The 18,521-nt window shown below is 74.1% G+C and carries 20 protein-coding genes; 9 read left to right on the forward strand and 11 right to left on the reverse strand.

The features are described from left to right. Nucleotides 1-124 precede the first annotated feature (124 nt). On the reverse strand, nt 125-673 hold the full coding sequence (locus tag DEU32_RS15555; RefSeq protein WP_229666961.1) for a TetR/AcrR family transcriptional regulator: 549 nt from the start codon (nt 671-673) through the stop codon (nt 125-127). Nucleotides 674-702: 29 nt separating this feature from the next. Here DEU32_RS15555 and DEU32_RS15560 point away from each other — a divergent pair, with 29 nt between their 5' ends. After that, nucleotides 703-1,884 (forward strand): MFS transporter, encoded by a 1,182-nt coding sequence (locus tag DEU32_RS15560; RefSeq protein ID WP_181819315.1) that lies wholly within the window; start codon nt 703-705, stop codon nt 1,882-1,884. Nucleotides 1,885-1,891: 7 nt separating this feature from the next. On the opposite strand, the gene DEU32_RS15565 is transcribed toward DEU32_RS15560, so the two are convergent. Further along, nucleotides 1,892-2,230: a YciI family protein gene (locus DEU32_RS15565; RefSeq protein ID WP_114851343.1), complete on the reverse strand. Its 339-nt coding sequence runs from the start codon at nt 2,228-2,230 to the stop codon at nt 1,892-1,894. A 126-nt stretch (nt 2,231-2,356) separates the two neighbouring features. On the opposite strand from DEU32_RS15565, the gene DEU32_RS15570 reads away from it, so the two are divergent. The 5 genes from DEU32_RS15570 (at nt 2,357) to DEU32_RS15590 (ending at nt 7,121) form a co-directional block, all read left to right on the forward strand. Continuing rightward, entirely contained in the window at nt 2,357-3,016 is a 660-nt protein-coding gene (locus DEU32_RS15570) for a hypothetical protein (protein WP_114851344.1), read from the forward strand. A 31-nt stretch (nt 3,017-3,047) separates the two neighbouring features. Further along, on the forward strand, nt 3,048-4,322 hold the full coding sequence (locus DEU32_RS15575; protein WP_114851345.1) for a sensor histidine kinase: 1,275 nt from the start codon (nt 3,048-3,050) through the stop codon (nt 4,320-4,322). Further along, on the forward strand, nt 4,304-5,035 hold the full coding sequence (locus DEU32_RS15580) for a response regulator transcription factor (RefSeq protein WP_114851346.1): 732 nt from the start codon (nt 4,304-4,306) through the stop codon (nt 5,033-5,035). The genes DEU32_RS15575 and DEU32_RS15580 overlap by 19 nt, the downstream gene beginning before the upstream one ends. 131 nt (nt 5,036-5,166) lie before the next feature. After that, nucleotides 5,167-6,048 carry an ABC transporter ATP-binding protein gene (locus DEU32_RS15585; protein ID WP_114851347.1) on the forward strand — a complete coding sequence of 294 codons (882 nt, stop codon included), beginning with the start codon at nt 5,167-5,169 and terminating at the stop codon, nt 6,046-6,048. Further along, entirely contained in the window at nt 6,045-7,121 is a 1,077-nt protein-coding gene (locus DEU32_RS15590; protein ID WP_114851348.1) for an ABC transporter permease, read from the forward strand. The genes DEU32_RS15585 and DEU32_RS15590 overlap by 4 nt, the downstream gene beginning before the upstream one ends. Before the next feature lie 167 nt (nt 7,122-7,288). Here the strand turns inward: DEU32_RS15590 and DEU32_RS15595 are convergent, their stop codons facing one another. After that, nucleotides 7,289-8,338, reverse strand: coding sequence for a YeiH family protein (locus DEU32_RS15595; RefSeq protein WP_114851431.1), 1,050 nt, complete (start codon nt 8,336-8,338; stop codon nt 7,289-7,291). A gap of 164 nt (nt 8,339-8,502) precedes the next feature. Then, nucleotides 8,503-9,108 (reverse strand): LppP/LprE family lipoprotein, encoded by a 606-nt coding sequence (locus DEU32_RS15600; RefSeq protein WP_114851349.1) that lies wholly within the window; start codon nt 9,106-9,108, stop codon nt 8,503-8,505. 205 nt (nt 9,109-9,313) lie between these two features. Between DEU32_RS15600 and DEU32_RS15605 the strand changes: the two genes are divergently transcribed. Further along, the gene (locus DEU32_RS15605) at nt 9,314-9,655 is read left to right on the forward strand and encodes a hypothetical protein (RefSeq protein ID WP_058740839.1); all 342 of its coding nucleotides are present in this window, start codon (nt 9,314-9,316) and stop codon (nt 9,653-9,655) included. 154 nt (nt 9,656-9,809) lie between these two features. Here DEU32_RS15605 and DEU32_RS15610 read toward each other — a convergent pair whose 3' ends face one another. Beyond that, nucleotides 9,810-10,673 (reverse strand): ABC transporter permease, encoded by an 864-nt coding sequence (locus DEU32_RS15610; protein WP_114851350.1) that lies wholly within the window; start codon nt 10,671-10,673, stop codon nt 9,810-9,812. Next, complete coding sequence (locus DEU32_RS15615) at nt 10,670-11,590, reverse strand: ABC transporter ATP-binding protein (RefSeq protein WP_114851351.1); 921 nt, start codon at nt 11,588-11,590, stop codon at nt 10,670-10,672. The genes DEU32_RS15610 and DEU32_RS15615 overlap by 4 nt, the downstream gene beginning before the upstream one ends. Before the next feature lie 254 nt (nt 11,591-11,844). On the opposite strand from DEU32_RS15615, the gene DEU32_RS15620 reads away from it, so the two are divergent. Next, the gene (locus DEU32_RS15620) at nt 11,845-12,303 is read left to right on the forward strand and encodes a DUF4383 domain-containing protein (protein ID WP_058740836.1); all 459 of its coding nucleotides are present in this window, start codon (nt 11,845-11,847) and stop codon (nt 12,301-12,303) included. Nucleotides 12,304-12,485: 182 nt separating this feature from the next. Here DEU32_RS15620 and DEU32_RS15625 read toward each other — a convergent pair whose 3' ends face one another. Genes DEU32_RS15625 through DEU32_RS15635 form a run of 3 tightly spaced genes read right to left on the reverse strand, consistent with a single transcriptional unit; the run spans nt 12,486 to nt 15,197 of the window. Further along, nucleotides 12,486-13,427 carry a 3-oxoacyl-[acyl-carrier-protein] synthase III C-terminal domain-containing protein gene (locus DEU32_RS15625; RefSeq protein ID WP_114851352.1) on the reverse strand — a complete coding sequence of 314 codons (942 nt, stop codon included), beginning with the start codon at nt 13,425-13,427 and terminating at the stop codon, nt 12,486-12,488. Next, entirely contained in the window at nt 13,424-14,227 is an 804-nt protein-coding gene (locus DEU32_RS15630) for an MBL fold metallo-hydrolase (protein ID WP_167510136.1), read from the reverse strand. Before DEU32_RS15630 ends, DEU32_RS15625 begins: the two co-directional genes overlap by 4 nt. After that, nucleotides 14,220-15,197, reverse strand: coding sequence for an NAD(P)-dependent oxidoreductase (locus DEU32_RS15635; RefSeq protein ID WP_114851354.1), 978 nt, complete (start codon nt 15,195-15,197; stop codon nt 14,220-14,222). Before DEU32_RS15635 ends, DEU32_RS15630 begins: the two co-directional genes overlap by 8 nt. A gap of 57 nt (nt 15,198-15,254) precedes the next feature. On the opposite strand from DEU32_RS15635, the gene DEU32_RS15640 reads away from it, so the two are divergent. Continuing rightward, nucleotides 15,255-16,478 (forward strand): glycosyltransferase, encoded by a 1,224-nt coding sequence (locus DEU32_RS15640; RefSeq protein ID WP_114851355.1) that lies wholly within the window; start codon nt 15,255-15,257, stop codon nt 16,476-16,478. Between the two features lie 55 nt (nt 16,479-16,533). On the opposite strand, the gene DEU32_RS15645 is transcribed toward DEU32_RS15640, so the two are convergent. Then, nucleotides 16,534-17,691, reverse strand: coding sequence for a Gfo/Idh/MocA family protein (locus DEU32_RS15645; protein WP_114851356.1), 1,158 nt, complete (start codon nt 17,689-17,691; stop codon nt 16,534-16,536). Beyond that, on the reverse strand, nt 17,688-18,521 hold the full coding sequence (locus DEU32_RS15650) for a sugar phosphate isomerase/epimerase (protein ID WP_114851357.1): 834 nt from the start codon (nt 18,519-18,521) through the stop codon (nt 17,688-17,690). Before DEU32_RS15650 ends, DEU32_RS15645 begins: the two co-directional genes overlap by 4 nt.

Below are 18,521 nucleotides of genomic sequence, written 5' to 3' on the forward strand. Positions count from 1 at the left end.
CGCGGCGGTGACGGACTGGAGGCGCGTGGCGGGTGACCAGCGCGCGTCACCCGCACCGTGCCTCCAGTCCGGTCTGCGCGTCCGCGCGTCCGCGCGCCGGGCCGGCGTCACTGCCGGGCCCGCGTCAGGGCAGGAGTGCGTCGGCGACCGCGCGGGCCGTCACCGTCCCGGCCGCCGGGTCCCGGAGGCGCATCGCCAGGGACCCGGACACCACGAGCAGGAGCTGCTCGGCGAGCGCCGACGCCCGTCCGCCCACGAGCGGGCGGGCCGCCTCTGCCAACCGTCGACGCAGCGTGTCGGTCTCGCGGTCGAGGACGGCGCGCACGTCGGCCGGGGCGTCCACGTACTCGGCGGCCGTGCCGAGGAACGCGCACCAGCGTGATCCTGCCGGCGTCGCGCGGTAGTCGTCGAGGGCGTCGAAGACCGCGAGGAGCCGTCCGCGGTCGTCCCGCGCCCGGTCGACCGCACGGTCCCAGGTGGCGACCCAGTCGTCGTGACGGCGGTCGAGGGCGGCGGCGACCAGGGCTTCCTTGCTCGACCACCCGCGGTACAGGGTCGCGGACGACACGTGTGCGCGCTCGAGGACCACGTCGATCGGGGTCGCGGCGATGCCCCGCGAGAAGAAGAGCTCCTCGGCGGCGTCGAGCACGCGCTGCTCGGTACCTGGACGCATGACCACGGAGCCAGCCTACGATCGCAGAAGTGAAACGATCGTTTTCGTCAACCGACCGGATCCTGGTGGCGACCGGACTGGGGACCATCGCCGCGACGTACGGCCTCGTCCGCCTGGCCCTCGGGCTGTTCCTGCCGGACGTGCAGCGCGACCTCGGGTTCGGTGCGGCGGTCGGCGGCGCCGTGTCCTCCGGTGCGTCCGTCCTCTACTGCGTCGGTGCCCTCGTCGGGTTCGTGTCCGCCGGACGCTCCGCGCGCCGACTCGTCGCCGCGGCCACCCTGGCCGCGGGTCTCGGCGCGGTCGTGATGGCGGCAGCGCCGACCGCGCTCGTGTTCGGCGCCGCCGCGGTCGTGGCGTCGACCGGTGCGGGGCTGGCCTCCCCCGCACTCGTGCAGCTCGTGCGCGAACGGGTCGCGGCCGAGGGCCGGTCGCGGGCGCAGGCGGTGGTGAACGCCGGGACCGGTCCGGGACTCGTGGTCGCGGGTCTGCTCGCGCTGCTGCTGCTGCCGGAGTGGCGTGCCGCATGGACGGCGGCCGGGGCCGTGACCCTGCTGGTCGGCGCGGCGACGCTGCTCGCGGCAGGGCGTCCCAGCGGACGACCGGCGACGGAGAACCCGAGCAGCGGGACGTCGGCCGGCCGGTGGCCCGATCGACGCTGGGTCGTCGCGCACCGCGTCCCGGTCGTCGCCGCCCTGGCGTTCGGCGCCGGGTCCGCCGTCGTCTGGACCTTCGGTCGGGCGGCCCTCGTCGACGCGGGTCTACCGGTGGCGGTGACGATCGTCGCCTGGGTCGCGATCGGGCTCGGCGGCGCCGCGGTCACCGTCACCGCGCGGTGGACGTCCGGGCTGACCGCCGGGCGGCAGTGGGCGATCACCGCCGTGGCCGCCGCCGCCGCGGTGCTCGCGATCGGCACGGTACCCGGCGTCGCGCCCGTGGTGCTGGTCGCCTGCGCGGTGTTCGGGTGGGGCTACACGGCGGCGACCGGGGCGCTCATCGCCTGGACCACCGAGGTCGACGCCGCACACGCGGCGGCCGGCACCTCGATGCTCTTCGTGCTGCTCGTCGCCGGGCAGGCGGTCGGCGCCGCCGTGGCGGGCTCGTTCGTCGGGCCGCTCGGCACCGACGCGACGTGCACGGCCGCCGCGGTGGTCGTGCTCCTGGCCGCCGTCCTGCCCCTGGCGCGACGGCGGCGTCCGGCGCGGACCGCCTGACCGCGGGTCAGAGGATCGGTCGGAGTTCGATCCGTCGGTTGCACGCCGCGGAGGCCTCGGTCGCGGTGCGCAACGCGGTCTCGGCGTCCGCCAGCTCCAGCACCCAGAAGCCCGCGACGTACCCGGGGGTGTTCGACGCCGGACCGGACGTGTGCGACTCCTGCCCGCCGCGGCCGTCGACGACGGTGGCGTCCGCGGGCGCGGACACCCCGGCGGCGAACACCACGGCGTCGCCGAGTGTCGCGTTGAACCGGTCGACGGCGTCGGACTCGGTCTGCGTGGCGGACGCGGTGCGCCCGGCGACCTGGGACTGTCCGTCGTCGATGACATTGAGAAGGAACTGCACGGCGTACTCCCCTGCTCGGTGCGGCGCCGTCCTCGTCGACCACGCCGTCGTCCGGGACGGTACGCCTGCACCCGCGGGGACGCCAGCACGTCGTCACCGGAGCCGCCGAGACCGGATGATGGTCGCGTGCACGTCGACCCGACCACCGAGGACGCCGACCGGCTCTGGGCCGACGGCGACCGCCGGGGTGCGCTCCTGCTGCTCCGTCGGATGGTCGAGGCAGCGCCGGAGGACACCGCGCGGCGCCTCGCGCTCGTCGAGCGGTACCGGTCGATGGGGCACCCGGACCAGGCCGGGCGCTGGGCGATCGGCCTCCCGGGGGTCGCGACGGCCGTCGAGCGGGACCGGGCTGCGCGCCTGCTGGCGTCGTCGGGCGTCGCACGGCCGGACCTGCGGAGGTTCCTGGTGCTCCCCGGCGAGGGTGACCTGCCGGCCGAGGTCGTCGAGCTGCTGCCCGAGGTCGACCGGTACCGCAAGATCATGGACGTTCCCGTGCGTGCTCGGACCTCGCCGGACCTGGCCGAGTCGCTGTTCCTCGTGGCCGGTGGGCTGACCGCCCTGGCCTTCGTCCTGCGGGTGGTGGGCGAGCTGCTCCCGTCGCTCGTGCTGCCGTCGCACTGGGCGGGCTTCGCCGCGATCACGGGTGTCGCGGCGGCATCGGCGGTGCAGGTGCGGTCGCGGCTCGTCGAACGGCGGTGGGGCTCCGCCGCAGCGTGGGTGGTGATCGCGATCGCCACCCTGGTCTTCGCCGCACTGCTCGTGGGGCAGACGCTCGGCGACTGGTGAGCGGCGAGTCCGTGCCGCTACCGTGGTCCGCATGGGGCGGGCGACGACGGACTGGGCACGGCTGCCGGTCGGCCCGCGCGAGCACCGGCAGGACGCGCTGCTCGCGGTGGTCCTGGCCGCAGGGATGGTCGTGACGACGACGCTGTACAGCGCGTCCGGCTTCTACGAGGACGACCAGGCCGCGTGGTGGGTCTCCGGGCTGATGATCCTCGCCAACACGGTCCCGATCGCGTTGCGCCGCCGCTGGCCGATGACCGTCGCGGTCTGGTCGGCCCTGGCGTTCGCCGCGACGCAGCTGCTCCACGTGCCCGAGGTCTTCCTCGTCAACTTCACGCTGTTCATCGCCTTGTACACGGTCGGGGCGTGGTGCTCGGACCGGGTGCGGGCCGAGGTCGTGCGGTGGGTCGTCATCGTCGGCATGTTCGTGTGGTTGTTCCTCGCGATCTCGTTCGGGTGGGCGGTCCCGAACGCGCTGCCGAACGACCGGGACGCGATCATCGCGCCCTACGTGGCGTACTCGCTGCTCAACATCCTGATCAACGTCATCTACTTCGGTGGCGCCTGGTACGCCGGCAACCGGGCCTGGGCATCGGCCGTCGCGAAGCACGAGCTCGACGAGCGCACGGCGGAGCTCGCGGCCGAGCGGGAGCGGACGGCGGCGCAGGCGGTCACGCTGGAGCGCGTCCGGATCGCCCGCGAACTGCACGACGTCGTCGCCCACCACGTCTCGCTCATGGGCGTGCAGGCGGGTGCGGCACGGCGCGTGGTCGACCGCGACCCGGCCCAGGCGACGGCGTCGCTCGGGGTCGTCGAGGACAGCGCGCGCACGGCGGTCGAGGAACTCCGTCGGATGCTCGGGACCCTGCGCGCCGACGACACCGGCCGACTGTCGGACCGACCGGACACCGCACCGAGCACCGCCGGACTCGGACGACTGCCCGAGCTGGTCGACGCGGTCCGGACGGCCGGTCACGCCGCGGACCTGGTCGTGGTCGGCGACGAACGTCCCGTCCCGCCGACCGTGGGCGCCGTCGCCTTCCGCATCGCCCAGGAGGCCGTGACGAACGTCCTCAAGCACGCGGGTCCGACGGCACGTGCGGACGTGCGGCTCCGGTACCTCGACGACGGCATCGAGGTCGAGGTGGCCGACGACGGACACGGCGAGCGCGCGGTCCGCCGGGCGACGGGGAGCGGCCTGGGGCACGTCGGGATGCGCGAGCGCGTCGCGGCGGTCGGCGGCCGCGTGGAGATCGGGCCGCGGGCTCGGGGAGGGTACCTGGTGCGGGCATGGCTACCGACGACCTGACGATCGTGCTCGCGGACGACCAGGACCTGGTCCGCGCGGGCTTCCGCGTCATCCTGGAGTCCGAGCCGGGCTTCCGCGTGGTCGGCGAGGCCCCGGACGGAGCGGCCGCGGTCGACGCCGTCCTCGCGCTGCGTCCGGACGTCGTCTGCCTGGACGTGCAGATGCCGGGCGTCGACGGGCTCGAGGCGGCCCGGCGGATCGCCGCGCTCCCGGACCCGCCGGCCGTCCTCGTCCTGACCACCTTCGACGACGACGGGGCGCTGTTCGCGGCGCTCGAGGCCGGGGCGAGCGGGTTCCTGCTCAAGAACGCCTCCCCCGAGCGGCTGATCGACGCGGTCCGCACGGTGGCGGCCGGGGACGCGCTCCTCGACCCCGACGTCACGCGCCGGGTGATCAGCCGGGCAACCGCGACGACCGCGGCTGCCGCGCACGCCCCCGACCCAGTACGAACGCCGGCCACCGGCACCAGAAGCGACCGCGCGACCGACACCGGCGCCGCCGCGATCGCCGCGGTCGGCCTGACCGAGCGCGAGACCGAGGTGCTGCGCCTGCTCGCCCGTGGCCTGAGCAACGCCGAGATCGCCCGGACGCTCTACGTCGGCGAGGCCACCGTGAAGACCCACGTGTCGAACGTGCTCCAGAAGACCGGCGTCCGCGACCGGATCCAGGCGGTCGTGTGGGCGTTCGAGCGCGGCATCACCGCCTCGAGCTGACGCCCCCCCTGCTCCCCCGTGCGGCGGAGCCGCCGCGTCGGGAAGTCCCGCCTCCCGCCGGAGGCGCCCCGTGCCTCCCGGCCCGTAGCGTCGAGCCGTCGGCGAGGACCGTCGACGGAAGGGGAACGACGATGCTCACCATCGCAGGCGTCACGAAGCACTTCGGCGACCGCCGGGTGCTCCACGACGTGGGGTTCACGGTCGGCAGCGGCCGACTGACGGGGTTCGTCGGCGGCAACGGCGCCGGCAAGACGACCACCATGCGGATCCTGCTCGGCGTGCTCCAGGCCGACGCAGGCACGGTGTCGATCGACGGCACGACCGTCGGTCCGGCCGACCGGCGCCGCTTCGGGTACATGCCCGAGGAGCGTGGGCTCTACCCGAAGATGCCGGTGGCCGAGCAGGTCACGTACCTGGCGCGGCTGCACGGGGTCGACAAGCGCACCGCGGCGGAGCGCACGGCCGCGCTGCTCGAGCGGCTCGACCTGACCCAGCATGCGGACGACGCCGTCGAGAAGCTCTCGCTCGGCAACCAGCAGCGGGTCCAGGTCGCCGCGGCGCTCGCCCACGACCCCGAGGTCCTCGTGCTCGACGAGCCGTTCTCCGGCCTCGACCCGATGGCCGTCGACACCGTCCTCGGGGTGCTCCGCGAGACGGCCGCCCGGGGTGTGCCCGTCCTGTTCTCGAGCCACCAGCTCGACGTGGTCGAGCGCCTGTGCGACGACGTCGTCGTGATCGCCGACGGCACCATCCGCGCCGCAGGACCGCAGGAGGACCTGCGACGTGCGGCCGGCCCGGCGGCGTGGGAGCTCCTGGTCGAGGGCGACCTGGCGTGGCTCCGCACCGAGCCCGGCGTCACGGTCCGCGAGTTCGACGGCGGCTACGCCGTGTTCGAGGCCGACGACGCCACCGCGCAGGCCGTGCTCCAGCGGGCCGTGCGCCACGGCACCGTCGGGTCGTTCGCGCCGCGGGTCCCCCGTCTCAGCGAGGTCTTCCGCGAGGTGGTCCGGTGAACGGCTCCTTCCTCGGCGCGGTGCAGCTCGTCACCGTCCGCGAGATCCAGGCACGCATCCGCAGCAAGGCGTTCATCGTCTCCGCCGCGATCCTGCTCGTGGCGGTCGTCGCCTCGATCGTGATCGGCGGCGTCGTCGGCAAGGCCACCGCCGACGACACCACCCCGGTCGCCGTGGTCGACGGCGTCTCGCTGCAGTCCACGGCGGGCCTCGACGTCACGCCGACCAGCTCCGTCGCGCAGGCTGAGCGGCTGGTGCGCAGCGGCGACGTCGACGCGGCGATCGTGCCCGCGGACGACGCGCTCGGCTACTCGGTGGTCGCCCTCGACGACGCCCCGACCGGTGTCGTGACCGCGCTGAGCGAGACGCCACGGGTGGAGCTGCTCGACCCGGCCGCGCTGCCCGCCGGGCTCGTCTCGCTGATCGGGATCATGTTCGGCGTGGTGTTCTTCGCCTCGGCGGTGACGTTCGGCTCGTCGATCGCGCAGAGCGTGGTCGAGGAGAAGTCGACCCGCGTGGTCGAGATCCTGATGGCGGCGATCCCGGCGCGGGCGCTGCTGGCCGGCAAGGTGCTCGGCAACAGCGTGATGGCCCTCGCGCAGATCGTCGCGGTGGCGATCGCCGCCGCCGTCGCCCTCGCGGTCACCGGCCAGGACAACATGTTCTCGATGCTCGGACCGAGCGTGCTGTGGTTCGTCGCCTTCTTCGCGGTCGGCTTCGTGCTCATCGCCGCGATGTTCGCCGCCACGGCCGTGCTGGTCTCGCGCCAGGAGGACGTCGGCAGCGTCACCATGCCGGTGATGATGCTCGTGATGATCCCGTACATCCTGATCGTGGTGGCCGCGGACGACCCCACCGTCGTCGGGATCATGTCCTACGTGCCGTTCAGCGCGCCGATCGGCATGCCCATGCGGATCTTCCTCGGGACGGCCGAGTGGTGGGAGCCGGTCCTGTCGCTGCTCGTGGTCGCCGTCTCGGTGGTGGTGGTCGTCCTCGTGGGGGCCCGCGTCTACGAGAACGCGCTGCTCCGGACGGGCGGTCGCGTGAAGCTCACGGAGGCGCTGCGCGGCTGACGCCGCGGGTCGGACGGGAGGACGGTGCCAGCTGGCACCGTGCCTCCCCTCCGTCGTGCGGTCGCGGGCGCGCGGGGCGCGTCCATGGAGCAGACGACGTCGGGTTGCCTCGCGCCACTCGACGTTTCCTGCTCCACCGACGGCGGCGCGGACGCGCCTGCGCCAGCTCAGAGCTGGCCGAGGACCGCCTGCACCCCCAGGCTCGTCCCCGCGACGAGCACCCAGAGCGCGATCCCGAGCAGCATCGGCCGGAACCCGGCGCGACGCAGTGCGCCGAAGTCCGTCGAGACCCCGATCGCGCCGAGCGCCACCGTGATGAGGAACGTCGCGACGGTGCTGAACCCCGGGGCGGCCGCCGACGGGAGCACCCCGACGGTGCGCAGGAGCACGACCACGAGGAACCCGACCAGGAACCACGGCACCAGCCGCAGCACGCGGACGCCCCCGGCCCGGCCCGGCCCCGAGGCGGGGGCGAGGTCGGTGCGGGCGGTGCGGCGTGCCTCCAGGCCGGCCAGCCCGACCACGATCGGGATGATCATGAGCGTCCGGACCAGCTTCACGACGACCGCCGTGTCGGTCGCCTGGCGACCGTAGATCGTCGCGGTCGCGACGACCGAGGACGTGTCGTTCACCGCGGTCCCGGCGAAGACGCCGAACGCGTGCTGCGAGAGTCCGAGGGCGTGCCCGACGACGGGGAAGACGAAGACGGCCGCGATGTTGCAGAGGAAGATCGTCGAGACGGCGTAGGCGACCTCGGCGCTGGCGGCACCGATGACGGGGGTGACGGCGGCGATCGCCGAGGCCCCGCAGATGCCGGTCCCGACGCCGATGAGCGTGCGGAGCGCGCTCGAGACCCGGAGCAACCGACCGAGGCCCCAGGCGGCCACCAGGCAGACGACCAGGGTGGTGAGCATCACGGGGAGGGTCTCGCCGCCGATGCGGACGACCTCGCCGATCGAGAGCTGCGCGCCGAGCAGGACGACGGCCGCCTGCAGGACCCGGCTCGAGGCGAACTTCACGCCGGGCTGCACGGGGCCGAGGTCACCCGCACCGCGTCGTCGTCGCAGGACGGCACCGACCAGCGCGCCGAGGACGACCGCGGGGACCGGACCACCGACGACCGGGACGAGTCGGCCGACCAGGGTGGCGACGACGCCGATCACCAGGGCGAGGGCGAGACCGGGCAGGGCGGCGGCGACCGCCGGACGGGAGGGCATGCGGACCAGCATCCCACCACCCCTGGGCGCGCCGCGGCGCGGCGCGGTGGGGCCGAGTCTCGCGGTGGCCGACGCGACTCGGCCGCGGGGACCCGAGACTCGTCGCCCAGGCCGAGACCCGGTCGGTGCCCGTCGGCGCCCGACGGCGCCCGCGGGGCCGACCGTCAGGGCGTCGGGGGCACGTCACCCGTCATGACCACCCGGCCCGCCGCAACGTCCCACGTGTAGGTCGCCGTCGCGCGGCCGGTCGGGTCCGCGTTGCTGTCCTGCCCCTGCGGGAAGTGGTAGACGACCCGGACGGCGTCGGCCGACGGGCGGCTGACGTCGGGGACGAACGGGTACTGCAGCTTCGTCGCGGTGCCGAGGTACGTGCCGTCGTGGAAGAGCAGCACGGCCACGGGCGAGCTCGCGGTCGCGTCCGCCACCGAGACCGTGACGGCCGAGAGCGCCGCGCACCCGTCGTACTGCGACGTGTCGGCACGGGACGCGTCCCACCGGGCCGACTCCAGACCCGCGGGCAGCGCCAGGTCGGCGATCGAGCCCGCGGCCGCCGCGGCACCGTCCGACGGTCCGCACGTCGCGGTCGCCGAGGGCGTCGCTGCCGTGCCGTCGACCGGTGTCGCGGACGCCGAGGACGAGGGCGTCGCCGTCACCGTCCGGGTGGCGGTCGGCGTCGGCGTCCCGCCGCCGGAGCACCCGGCGAGGAGCGCGATCGTGGTCGCGGCGAGCAGGAGCCCTCCGGCGGTACGGGTGGTGCTGGTGTGGCGCATGTGGTCCAGCCTGCTCCTCCGGCCGCTGCGTTGTGCGGCTCGACCGGCTGTGCATCGGTGCAGGGGCGTACCATCGACGCCGGAAGCAACGGCGGTTCCAGTCATCCAGCAGCGCCCTCGCTCGCCGTTCCCGCAGACGCCGTGCCCCGACACCCAGGGGTCGTGCGAACGGGTCCCGCGAGTCGAGCAGACCGAAGAGCACGCCGTGACCGAACACCTCATCGAGTACGTCGCCCGCGACAAGACGGGCATCACCGCCGTCGTCACCACGACCGGTGTCATCGACGTCGACACCGTCATCGACCACATCCACGCCGGCCACGCCGGGTACTACGTGCGCGCCGACTCCTGGAAGCGCACCCCGGTCCGGAGCATGTCGTTCATCGGCGGCTCGTACCTGTTCGCGAACTGGGACGGGTCGAAGCGCAACATGCTGCACGACCTGGCGTTCCGCACGCCGACGCGTGCCGTGCAGGTCGTCGCGCCGCAGGTGCGGCCGGGCCTGCTGGCGCGCGCCCTGCAGGCGCTGTTCCCGCGTCGGTCCTGACCGCGGGGACGGTCGCGTCCGATGCGACCACGAGACGGACGGGCGCGCCCCGCTCTGTGGCAAGGCGAAGCCTTGCGCGGGGCGCGCCGACCGAGCCTGCGAGGGAGGACGGTGCCAGCTGGCACCGCGCCTCCAGTCCGTCTCCGGTCGCGTCTCAGACGTCGCGCGACTTGGTGACCGACACTGCGACGGCACCGACGGCGACGACCCACGCCGCGAGGATCCCGAAGCCGCCCCAGCCGTTCAGGACGAGGCCCTCGGTCGTCGTGCCGGGCGCCGCGGTCGTCCCGCCGGACGACTCGTAGGCGTACAGCTGTCGACCGGCCTGCTCGGGCAGGAACTGCATCGAGTCGAGCACCCACTGCACGCCGAGCAGTCCGCCGACGAGCTGCAGGATGATCGGCACGACGAGCATGAGCCCGAGCGTGATCGCGATGCCGCCGGCGCTCGACCGGACGAGCAGCCCGATGCCGAACGCGAGGACGGCCAGGAGCGTCACGTAGACCGAGGACCCGAGGATCGGCAGGAACACCGCCGGGTCCGCCAGGTCGGCCTGCACGCCCTTCGCCGCCTGGAGCGGGACCGAGATCGCGACGCCGATCCACGTCGCGACGGCGCTCACCAGGAACGTCGCGACGGCGAGCACCGCGACCTTCGCGAAGACCGCGCCGAGTCGCCCCGGGTCGGCCGTGAACGTCGAGCGGATCTGCCCGGTCGTGTACTCGCCGGTGATGATGAGCACACCGAGCACCGCGACCACGAGGGCGGAGAACCCGACCCCGACGGTGTTGATCATGACGATCTGCGCGTTGGCCACGGCCTGCGGGACCGTCCCGGCACCCTCGGGCTGCTCGACGAGCGCCCCGAGGAGCGCGGCGAGGCCGATCGTCAGGGCGACGAGGATCGCGAAGCACCAGATCGTCGACCGGATGCTGCGGAACTTGATCCACTCGCTGCGGACCAGGCGCGGGAAGCCGAGGCCGACCTTGCCGGGCGCCGTCGTCGTCGCGGCGCTCATCGGGTGGCCTCCGCCCGGTACTCGACGTCGTCCCTCGTGAGGGCCATGTACGCCTCCTCGAGGCTCGCACCCATCGGGGTGAGTTCGTGGAGCACCGAACCGGTCTGCGCCGCGACGGTGCCGATGTGCTGCGCGTCCGGGCCGACGACCTCGAAGGCGCCGTCCTCGCGCTGGGTGATCCCGGACGCGGCGGAGCCGAGCGCGCGGAAGAGCTGGTCGGGCTGCGGGGTGCGCACGAGTGTCCGTGCGGCGCCGCCGGCGGATCCCCCGGCGACGAACTCGGCGATCGGGGCGTCGGCGAGCACGCGGCCGCGGCCGAGCACGACCACGCGGTCGGCGGTCTGCGCCATTTCGCTCATGAGGTGGCTCGACAGGAAGACCGTGCGACCGTCGGCGGCGAGGCGCCGGGCGAGCTGGCGGACCCACACCACGCCGTCCGGGTCGAGGCCGTTGACCGGCTCGTCCAGGATCAGGGTCTTCGGGTCGCCGATGAGTGCCGCCGCGATGCCGAGGCGCTGCCCCATCCCGAGCGAGAACCCACCGACGCGCTTCTTCGCGACGGACTCGAGCCCGGTGAGCTCGATGACCTCGTGCACCCGGGACTTCGGGATGCCGTGCGTCGCCGCGAGGGACAGCAGGTGGTTGTAGGCGCTGCGACCGGAGTGCACGGCCTTCGCCTCGAGCAGCGCCCCGACCTGCCGGAGCGGATCGCGGAACGAGGTGTACGGGCGACCGTTCACCGTCGCGCGTCCCGCCGTGGGCTCGTCGAGGCCCATGATCATCCGCATCGTCGTGGACTTGCCGGCGCCGTTCGGGCCGAGGAAGCCCGTCACGCTGCCGGGCCGCACGACGAACGAGATGTCGTCGACGGCGAGCTTGGCGCCGTACCGCTTGGAAAGATGCTCGATCTCGATCACGTCGTCACGCTATTGCCGCACCGGCGGCCGACGCGTCCCCCGCAGGGGGGAGACCGGGCATCATCCCCCGGGATGACCCGTCCCGCCTCCCCCAGCTCGGGGGCGATCGGTCGCACTGTGCAGCGCAGGATGGACAATCGCTGGCAAGTCGACCCAAACCGTCTACACAGGGACTCCGAAACCCCTGTACGACGGTGCGCCTTCCCCGAGCGGAAGGGACCGGGCACCGACGAACACCTCCGGAAGGACTCATCATGACCAGCAATGCAGCAACGCGGAACACCGGCTACGGCTCGACGCTGACGCAGAAGGGCGCCCTGCTGTTCGGGGTCGTGTTCCTGATCGTCGGCATCGCCGGCTTCATCCCCGGCCTCACCATGGACATGGGCACCATGTCGGTGGCCGGCCACGGCTCGATGGCGATGCTCCTCGGCCTGTTCCAGGTCTCGGTGCTCCACAACATCGTGCACCTGCTCTTCGGTGTCGTCGGCCTGCTCGCCGCGCGCACCGCCGGTGGGGCTCGCTCCTACCTGCTCATCGGCGGCATCGTCTACGCCGTGCTCTTCGTCTACGGCCTGTTCACCGCCGGCATGGCCGGTGGCGCGAACTTCGTGCCGCTGAACGTCGCGGACAACGCCCTGCACGCGGTCCTCGCCGTTGCGATGATCGTGCTCGGTGTGCTCCTGCCGCGCGCCGGTCGCGCCACGCGCTGACCTGTGACCTCGCGGGGGCCGTCCGGTGCTGGACGCCCCCGCGCGAGCGGTGGCCGGGGATCAGGGGCCACCGGGACGCCCTCGTCGTGGACGCGACGGGGGCGTCGTCGCGTCCGAGCGCGACGTCGCGGACGTGATCGTGGCCGGCGTCGGCGGTCGGCGGCGCGCTGCCGCGGCGTCGGTCAGAGCCGCACGGCCATGGCGTTCGCGGTCAGGCCCGCAGCGGTCCCGCACAGCAGCACGGTGTCCCCGCGCCGCAGCCGTCCGTCGTCGAGGCACCGGGCGAGTGTGTACGGCACCGAGGACGACACCATGTTCCCGTACTCGGCGACCGCGTCGACGTACTTCCCCTCGGGGATCCCGATCCGGCGCATCGCGATGCCCAGGGCGCCGCTCGCCTGGTGCGGCACGACGAGGTCGACGTCGTCCAGGGTCAGGCCGCTGCGCGTGAAGAACCGCTCGAAGAACCCCGGCAGGACGCGGAGCATCCCCATGAGCGCCCGCCGCCCGTGCATGTCGAACAGGTAGTCCGCCGGGTCACCGTCCGCGAAGGCCCGCGCCGGGAACCGCGAGAGCCCACCCCGGAGCTCGGTGTCGTGGGCGTGCTCGGGCCAGGTCTGCTGCAGCGCCGACAGGACCCCCTGCGTGCCGTCGCCGCGGGTGAGCACGACGGCCGCCGCGGCGTCCGAGAACAGCTCGGCGGACTCGCGCTGCGCCGGGTCGAGGAAGCGCGAGCCGACGTCGCCCGAGACCACGAGCACGCGCTCGTGGTCGCCGTCCTCCAGGTAGCGCGAGGCGACGTCGAGCGCCGTGACGAAGCTCGTGCACGTCGAGTTCACGTCGAACGCGGCCGCCCGGGCCCCCGGTGCGACGCGCTCCTGCACGAGTGCCGCGGTGCACGGGATCGGCTGGACCCCGGCGGCGCACGCGGCGAGGACGAGGTCGAGGTCGTCGGCGGCGATCCCGGCGTGGGCGATCGCCCGCTCGGCGGCGCCGGCGAGCATGTCGAGGTGCGAGACGTCGTCCGCGATCCGGTGGCGGGTGACCGTGCGGTCCCCGCTGCCGAACGTCACGGTCCGCTCCGGCAGGACGGTCCCCCAGCCGGCGATGGCGCAGTGCTTCATGATCCCCCTCGGTCGTCCTCGGCGAGCAGGTCCACCCCGGTCGGATGCTCGTCGTGGCTGAAGAGCAGTCTGACACCCGCGCGCTCGAGCGCCAGGAGCCGCTGCGCGGTGTCGCGCTGGGCACCGGCGTCGTGGGCGACGGCCCGGGGCAGGGCACGGATCCGGTCCTCGTGCCCGAGCAGGTCCCGGGACCACGCGGCGTCGGCGGCGAGCAGCACCCGGCCGTCGACGAGGGCACCGAGCTGTCCGTCGGTGTGCCCGGGGAGCCGCACGAGCCGGAAGCGCCCGTCGCCGAACGGGTCGGCGAGCCCGAGTCCGGCCAGCGCAGCGGGCCCCGGGTGGAACGCGGCGTCCGGGACGACCACGAGACGGTCCGCCAGGTCGTCGGGCAGCAGGCCGCGCAGGACCCCGTCCCGGACCCTCGGCCGCGCGAGCTGGCGGCGGGTCCCCTCGCTGACGAGCACCCGCGCGTGCGGGACCGCCGCGAGGCCGCCGACGTGGTCCGGGTGCAGGTGCGAGAGCACGACCTCCGTCACGGCAGCGGTGTCGACGACGTCGGCGAGGGTCGCCCCCGCCGGCACCACGGGCGGCAGGAAGTGTCGGTACAGACGTCCAGCGATCCCGGTCCGCCACGGCAGCGGCGCGTACCCGGTGTCGAACAGCACCTGCCGGTCCCCCGTGCGGAACAGGAACACGGTCGCCGGGAACACCCGGCGCTGCCGCGGGGCCCCGCGGAGCAGCTGCCCGACGTCGTGCGTCGTGGACCCGCACGCGTACGCGTGCAGCGACGCCTCAGCCACGGGCACCGGCGTAGCTCGCGAGGGCGTCGTCGAGGGACACCTGCGGCGCGTACCCGAGGACGCTGCGGGCCCGGGTGATGTCGAGTGTCTGCGAGTGCGTGATCGTGGAGACCGTGTACCGCGTGACCGGCGGCTCGGGGTGGCCGGGCAGCACGGCGCAGACCGCCTCGAGCGCCCCGGCGAGCGCGGCCACGGGACGGGCCGGCAGGGACCGGTGGCGGGGGTCGAGCCCGAGTCCGGCGAGCAGCTGGTCGAGCAGGTCGACGAAGGGCCGGGGGTCGCCGTTCGTGACGTTGAACGCCAGTCCTGCCGCCTCGGGCACCTCGGCCGCGAGCCGGACGGCGTGCGCGACGTTCTCGACGGCGGTCAGGTCGACGAGCCCGCGACCGCCGCGCAGCAGGGGTACCCCGGCGCGCTCGTGCACCCGGAGCAGCCGTGGGACGAGCCCGGTGTCGCCGGCGCCGATCACCCCGCGGGGCCGCAGCACCACGATCTCCGGCCCGTCGGGGTCGCCGACCGCGGCGCGCAGGAGCGCCTCGGCGTGCAGCTTCGAGCGGATGTAGTGGTTCATCGGGCGGCTCGGGTCGACCTGGTCCTCGCGGATGGCGAGCCGGTCGCGGGGTGCTGCGTAGATCCCGGGCGACGAGACGTGCACGATCCGCCGCGCCCCGACCCGGCGGGCGTACCGCAGGACCTGCGCGGTGCCGGTGACGTTGGCGTGCTCGAACTCCGCCCACCGCCCCCACGGCGACGACAGGGCAGCGCAGTGCACGACGACGTCCGCCGGCACTTCGGCACGACCGAGGTCGTCGAGGTCCCCGACGAACACGTCGCCCTCGGGGAGTGCGTCGGCCAGTCGGCCGGCGGCGGTGACCCGGTAGCCGTGCTCGCGGAGCGTCCGGACGACGTGCCCGCCGACGAATCCGCTCGCACCGGTGACCAGGACACGTTCCGACGACCCTGGCCCCATGCCGACCGATCCTAGGGGCACCCGGCGGCCCTGCCACCCGGCCCCTAGGCTCGGCACGTGCGGATCGCCCTGGTCACCGACTACTACCTGCCGACGCTCGGTGGCGTCCAGACGGCGGTGCGCTCCCTGGCCGAGGCACTCACGACCGCCGGGCACGAGGTCACCGTCTACTGCCCGGACGACCCCGCGGTCCCGCGGCACGAGGGCGCCCACGAGGTCGTCGGCCTGCCCGTCTCCCGGGTGTTCCGGCCGGACGGCTACCCGTTCGCCTGGCCGCCCCGTCGGGTCCGTGCCGTGCTGCGCCGCGAGCTCGCCGCCCGGCGCACCGAGGTCGTGCACACCCACTCCGAGATGTTCGCGGCCCTCGCCGGCATCCGCGCCGCGCAGGACCTGGACCTCCCGGTGGTGCACACGATGCACGGCCGCATCGACGTCTACACGCGCAACGTCCTGCCCGTCCCGGCCGTGACCACCGCGCTGCTCGCGTTCCTGCACCGCACCCAGGTCGACCACCGTGGGATCCCCGTCGCCCCGGACCGGCCGTTCACCCGGACGCGCACGGCCCGGCGGATGTGGCGGGTCATGCTCGCGCAGTCCCGGGCGAGCGCGCACGTGGTCGTGCCGTCGCAACACTTCGCGGACAAGCTCGTGGACCGCGGCGTGCGCACGCCCGTGTCGGTGCTGTCGAACGGCATCGAGCCGACGGTCCTCGACACGATCGGCCCGGCCCGGGTCCGCACGCGCGCACCCGGCGAGCCGCTGCGGGTGCTGTGGGTCGGTCGGCTGTCGCCGGAGAAGCGCCCGGAGGTCCTCGTCGCGGCCACCCGTTCGTTCCCCGCGGGCACGGTCGTCGACGTGCTCGGCGACGGTGTCGCGCGCACCGCGGTCGCCCGCGCGGCGTCCGGGACCCCGGTGTCGCTGCACGGCTCGACCCCGCACGACCGGGTGCTCGCGGCCATGCGCGACGCGCACGTGCTCGTCTCGAGCTCCCTGGACTTCGACAACCAGCCGATGGTGATGCTCGAGGCGGTCGCGACCGGGCTGCCGGTCGTGCACTGCGACCCCGACCTGGCCGAGGTCGTCCCCGCGGGCGGCGGGTGGACCACCCCCACCCCGGACGCTGCGGGCATCGCCGCGGTGGTCCGCACGCTGCACGACGAGCCGGAGCGGCTCGAGCGGGCGAGTGCCGCGCTCGTCGCGGCGCGTGGCCGCGTCGAGCAGCGGGTCGACGACCTGGTGGCGGTCTACGAGGCCGTCCTGCGTCCGCGACGCACCACGTGACGGACGGGAGGCACGGTGCCGGCCGACACCGTGCCTCCCGTCCGTCACCGCTCACCTACACCGAGGCGGGCGCGCCTTCCAAGGTCGCGGCGAGCGGGTCGAAGTCCTCGGGCAGCGACGCGATCGGCGCGACGGTCGACGCGACCGGGACGAACGCGCGGCGCGCGATCGACTCCTCGACGGCGACCATCGTGTCGAGGACGTGGTACCCGACCTCGCCGGTGGCGACGTGCGAGCCGCCACCGCGGATCGCGCGGGCCATGTCGAGCACACCGAGGCCGCGACCGACCGTCGGCTCCTCGTCCGAGAGCGTCTCCCAGTCCTGCTCGAACGGGAACGAGACGTCCGTGCCGAGCGGGCGGGCGATGCGGATCGGGTGACCGCCGCCGAACGTGTTCGGGTCCGGCAGGACGATCGTGCCCTCGGTCCCGTTGACCTCGAAGACGCCGTGCCGGAACAGCGGGGTGTCGAAGGACAGCAGCGACTGCGCGTTCCCGCCCCGCTCGAACGACGTCAGGACCGACACGTGCGTCGGGACCTCGACCGGGAACTCCTGCCCGGCGTTCGGGCCGACGACCAGCTGCCGGGTCTCCCGCGACCGCGACCCGGTCGCGACGACCGACTCGACCGGGCCGAGCAGGTGCACGAGCGCGGTGAAGTAGTACGGGCCGATGTCGAAGAGCGGACCGGCGCCCTTCGCGTACAGGAACGACGCGTTCGGGTGGAAGACGTCCGGGCCCTGCCACTGCATGCTCGTGACGGCGGTGAGCGGGGTGCCGATCGCGCCCGCCTCGATCGCGCGCTTGGCGGTCTGCCAGCCGGTGCCGAGGACGGTGTCGGGGGCGATGCCGAGGCGGAGGCCGAGCTCGTCGGCGAGGGCGACCAGGCCGGCGGCGCTCTCGCGGTCGACACCGATCGGCTTCTCGCTCCACACGTGCTTGCCGGCGCGCAGGGCCGCGGTCGAGACCTCGACGTGGGTGGCCGGCAGCGTGAGGTTCACGACGATCTCGACGTCCGGGTCTGCGAGGACGTCCTCGCCGCTGCCGGACGCGGGGACGCCCCACTTCGCGGCGGACTCGGCGGCGCGAGCCGTGTCGATGTCGCCGATCCGGACGACCTCGACGTCGGGGAACGTCGTGAGGTTCGTCAGGTACTGCTCGCTGATCATGCCGGCGCCGATGAAGCCGACGCCGACGCGGCCGGTGCGGGTCATGCGTGCACCTCGTCCTTGTTCGGGGTGGCGGCCGCGCTGAGGGTCTCCGTCAGCCACCGGTGGGACTGCGCGACGCCGTCGAAGATCTCCCCGTCGAAGCCGTCGAACTCGATGACCGCGTACTCGAGCGCGGTCGCAGCTGCCAGGGCCTCGGCGAGCCGGACGTCGCCCTGGCCGGCCGGGGTCTGGTCGGTCGGGACCGACGCGGTCGAGATGCCCTCGCGCATCGGGCCGTCCTTCACGTGCACGGCGACGATGCGGTCCCCGAGCTCGGCGACGAAGGCGGGGACGTCGATGCCGGCGGCGGACGCCCAGTACAGGTCGAGCTCGAGCACGACGCGCGGGTCGAGCAGCTCGGCGAGCACCTGGAGCGCGGGCTTGCCGTCGATGCGCGGACGGAGCTCGTGGTCGTGGTTGTGGTAGCCGACGCGCATGCCCTGCGCCGCTGCCTCCTCGGCGGCGGCGTTCAGCCGGGCGGCGACGCGCTCGACGCCCTCGCGGGTCGTCCAGGCGTCCGGACCGACGAACGGGTCGATGACGATCTCGATGCCGAGCACCGCCGCCGCGGCGAACGTGTCCGCATGCGACGGGGCGGTCATCACGGAACCGTCCGGCAGCGGGATGGACTCCTCGACCAGGAAGGCGTGGCCGGTCTTCGCGCTGATGCCGTGCGCGTCGAACGCCTGCTTGAGCTGCGGGGCCCGGTCGACGAAGGCGAACGCTTCGACGGTGTCGAAGCCGATCGCGGCGAGCCGGGCGACGCCGGCGTCGAGGTCGGGCTCCAGGGCGGCGTTCACCGTGTAGAGCTGCAGGGAGACGGTGGGGATCAC

The sequence above is a fragment of the Curtobacterium sp. AG1037 genome, assembly GCF_003349855.1.
In the GTDB taxonomy this organism is placed as follows: domain Bacteria; phylum Actinomycetota; class Actinomycetes; order Actinomycetales; family Microbacteriaceae; genus Curtobacterium; species Curtobacterium citreum.

Excerpts from the sequence above, each read along its gene's own strand:
- DEU32_RS15555 (WP_229666961.1), bottom strand. The coding sequence starts at position 673 with ATGCGTCCAGGTACCGAGCAGCGCGTGCTCGACGCCGCCGAGGAGCTC.
- DEU32_RS15575 (WP_114851345.1), top strand. The coding sequence starts at position 3,048 with ATGGGGCGGGCGACGACGGACTGGGCACGGCTGCCGGTCGGCCCGCGC.
- DEU32_RS15580 (WP_114851346.1), top strand. The coding sequence starts at position 4,304 with ATGGCTACCGACGACCTGACGATCGTGCTCGCGGACGACCAGGACCTG.
- DEU32_RS15585 (WP_114851347.1), top strand. The coding sequence starts at position 5,167 with ATGCTCACCATCGCAGGCGTCACGAAGCACTTCGGCGACCGCCGGGTG.
- DEU32_RS15595 (WP_114851431.1), bottom strand. The coding sequence starts at position 8,338 with ATGCCCTCCCGTCCGGCGGTCGCCGCCGCCCTGCCCGGTCTCGCCCTC.
- DEU32_RS15600 (WP_114851349.1), bottom strand. The coding sequence starts at position 9,108 with ATGCGCCACACCAGCACCACCCGTACCGCCGGAGGGCTCCTGCTCGCC.
- DEU32_RS15610 (WP_114851350.1), bottom strand. The coding sequence starts at position 10,673 with ATGAGCGCCGCGACGACGACGGCGCCCGGCAAGGTCGGCCTCGGCTTC.
- DEU32_RS15620 (WP_058740836.1), top strand. The coding sequence starts at position 11,845 with ATGACCAGCAATGCAGCAACGCGGAACACCGGCTACGGCTCGACGCTG.
- DEU32_RS15625 (WP_114851352.1), bottom strand. The coding sequence starts at position 13,427 with ATGAAGCACTGCGCCATCGCCGGCTGGGGGACCGTCCTGCCGGAGCGG.
- DEU32_RS15635 (WP_114851354.1), bottom strand. The coding sequence starts at position 15,197 with ATGGGGCCAGGGTCGTCGGAACGTGTCCTGGTCACCGGTGCGAGCGGA.
- DEU32_RS15645 (WP_114851356.1), bottom strand. The coding sequence starts at position 17,691 with ATGACCCGCACCGGCCGCGTCGGCGTCGGCTTCATCGGCGCCGGCATG.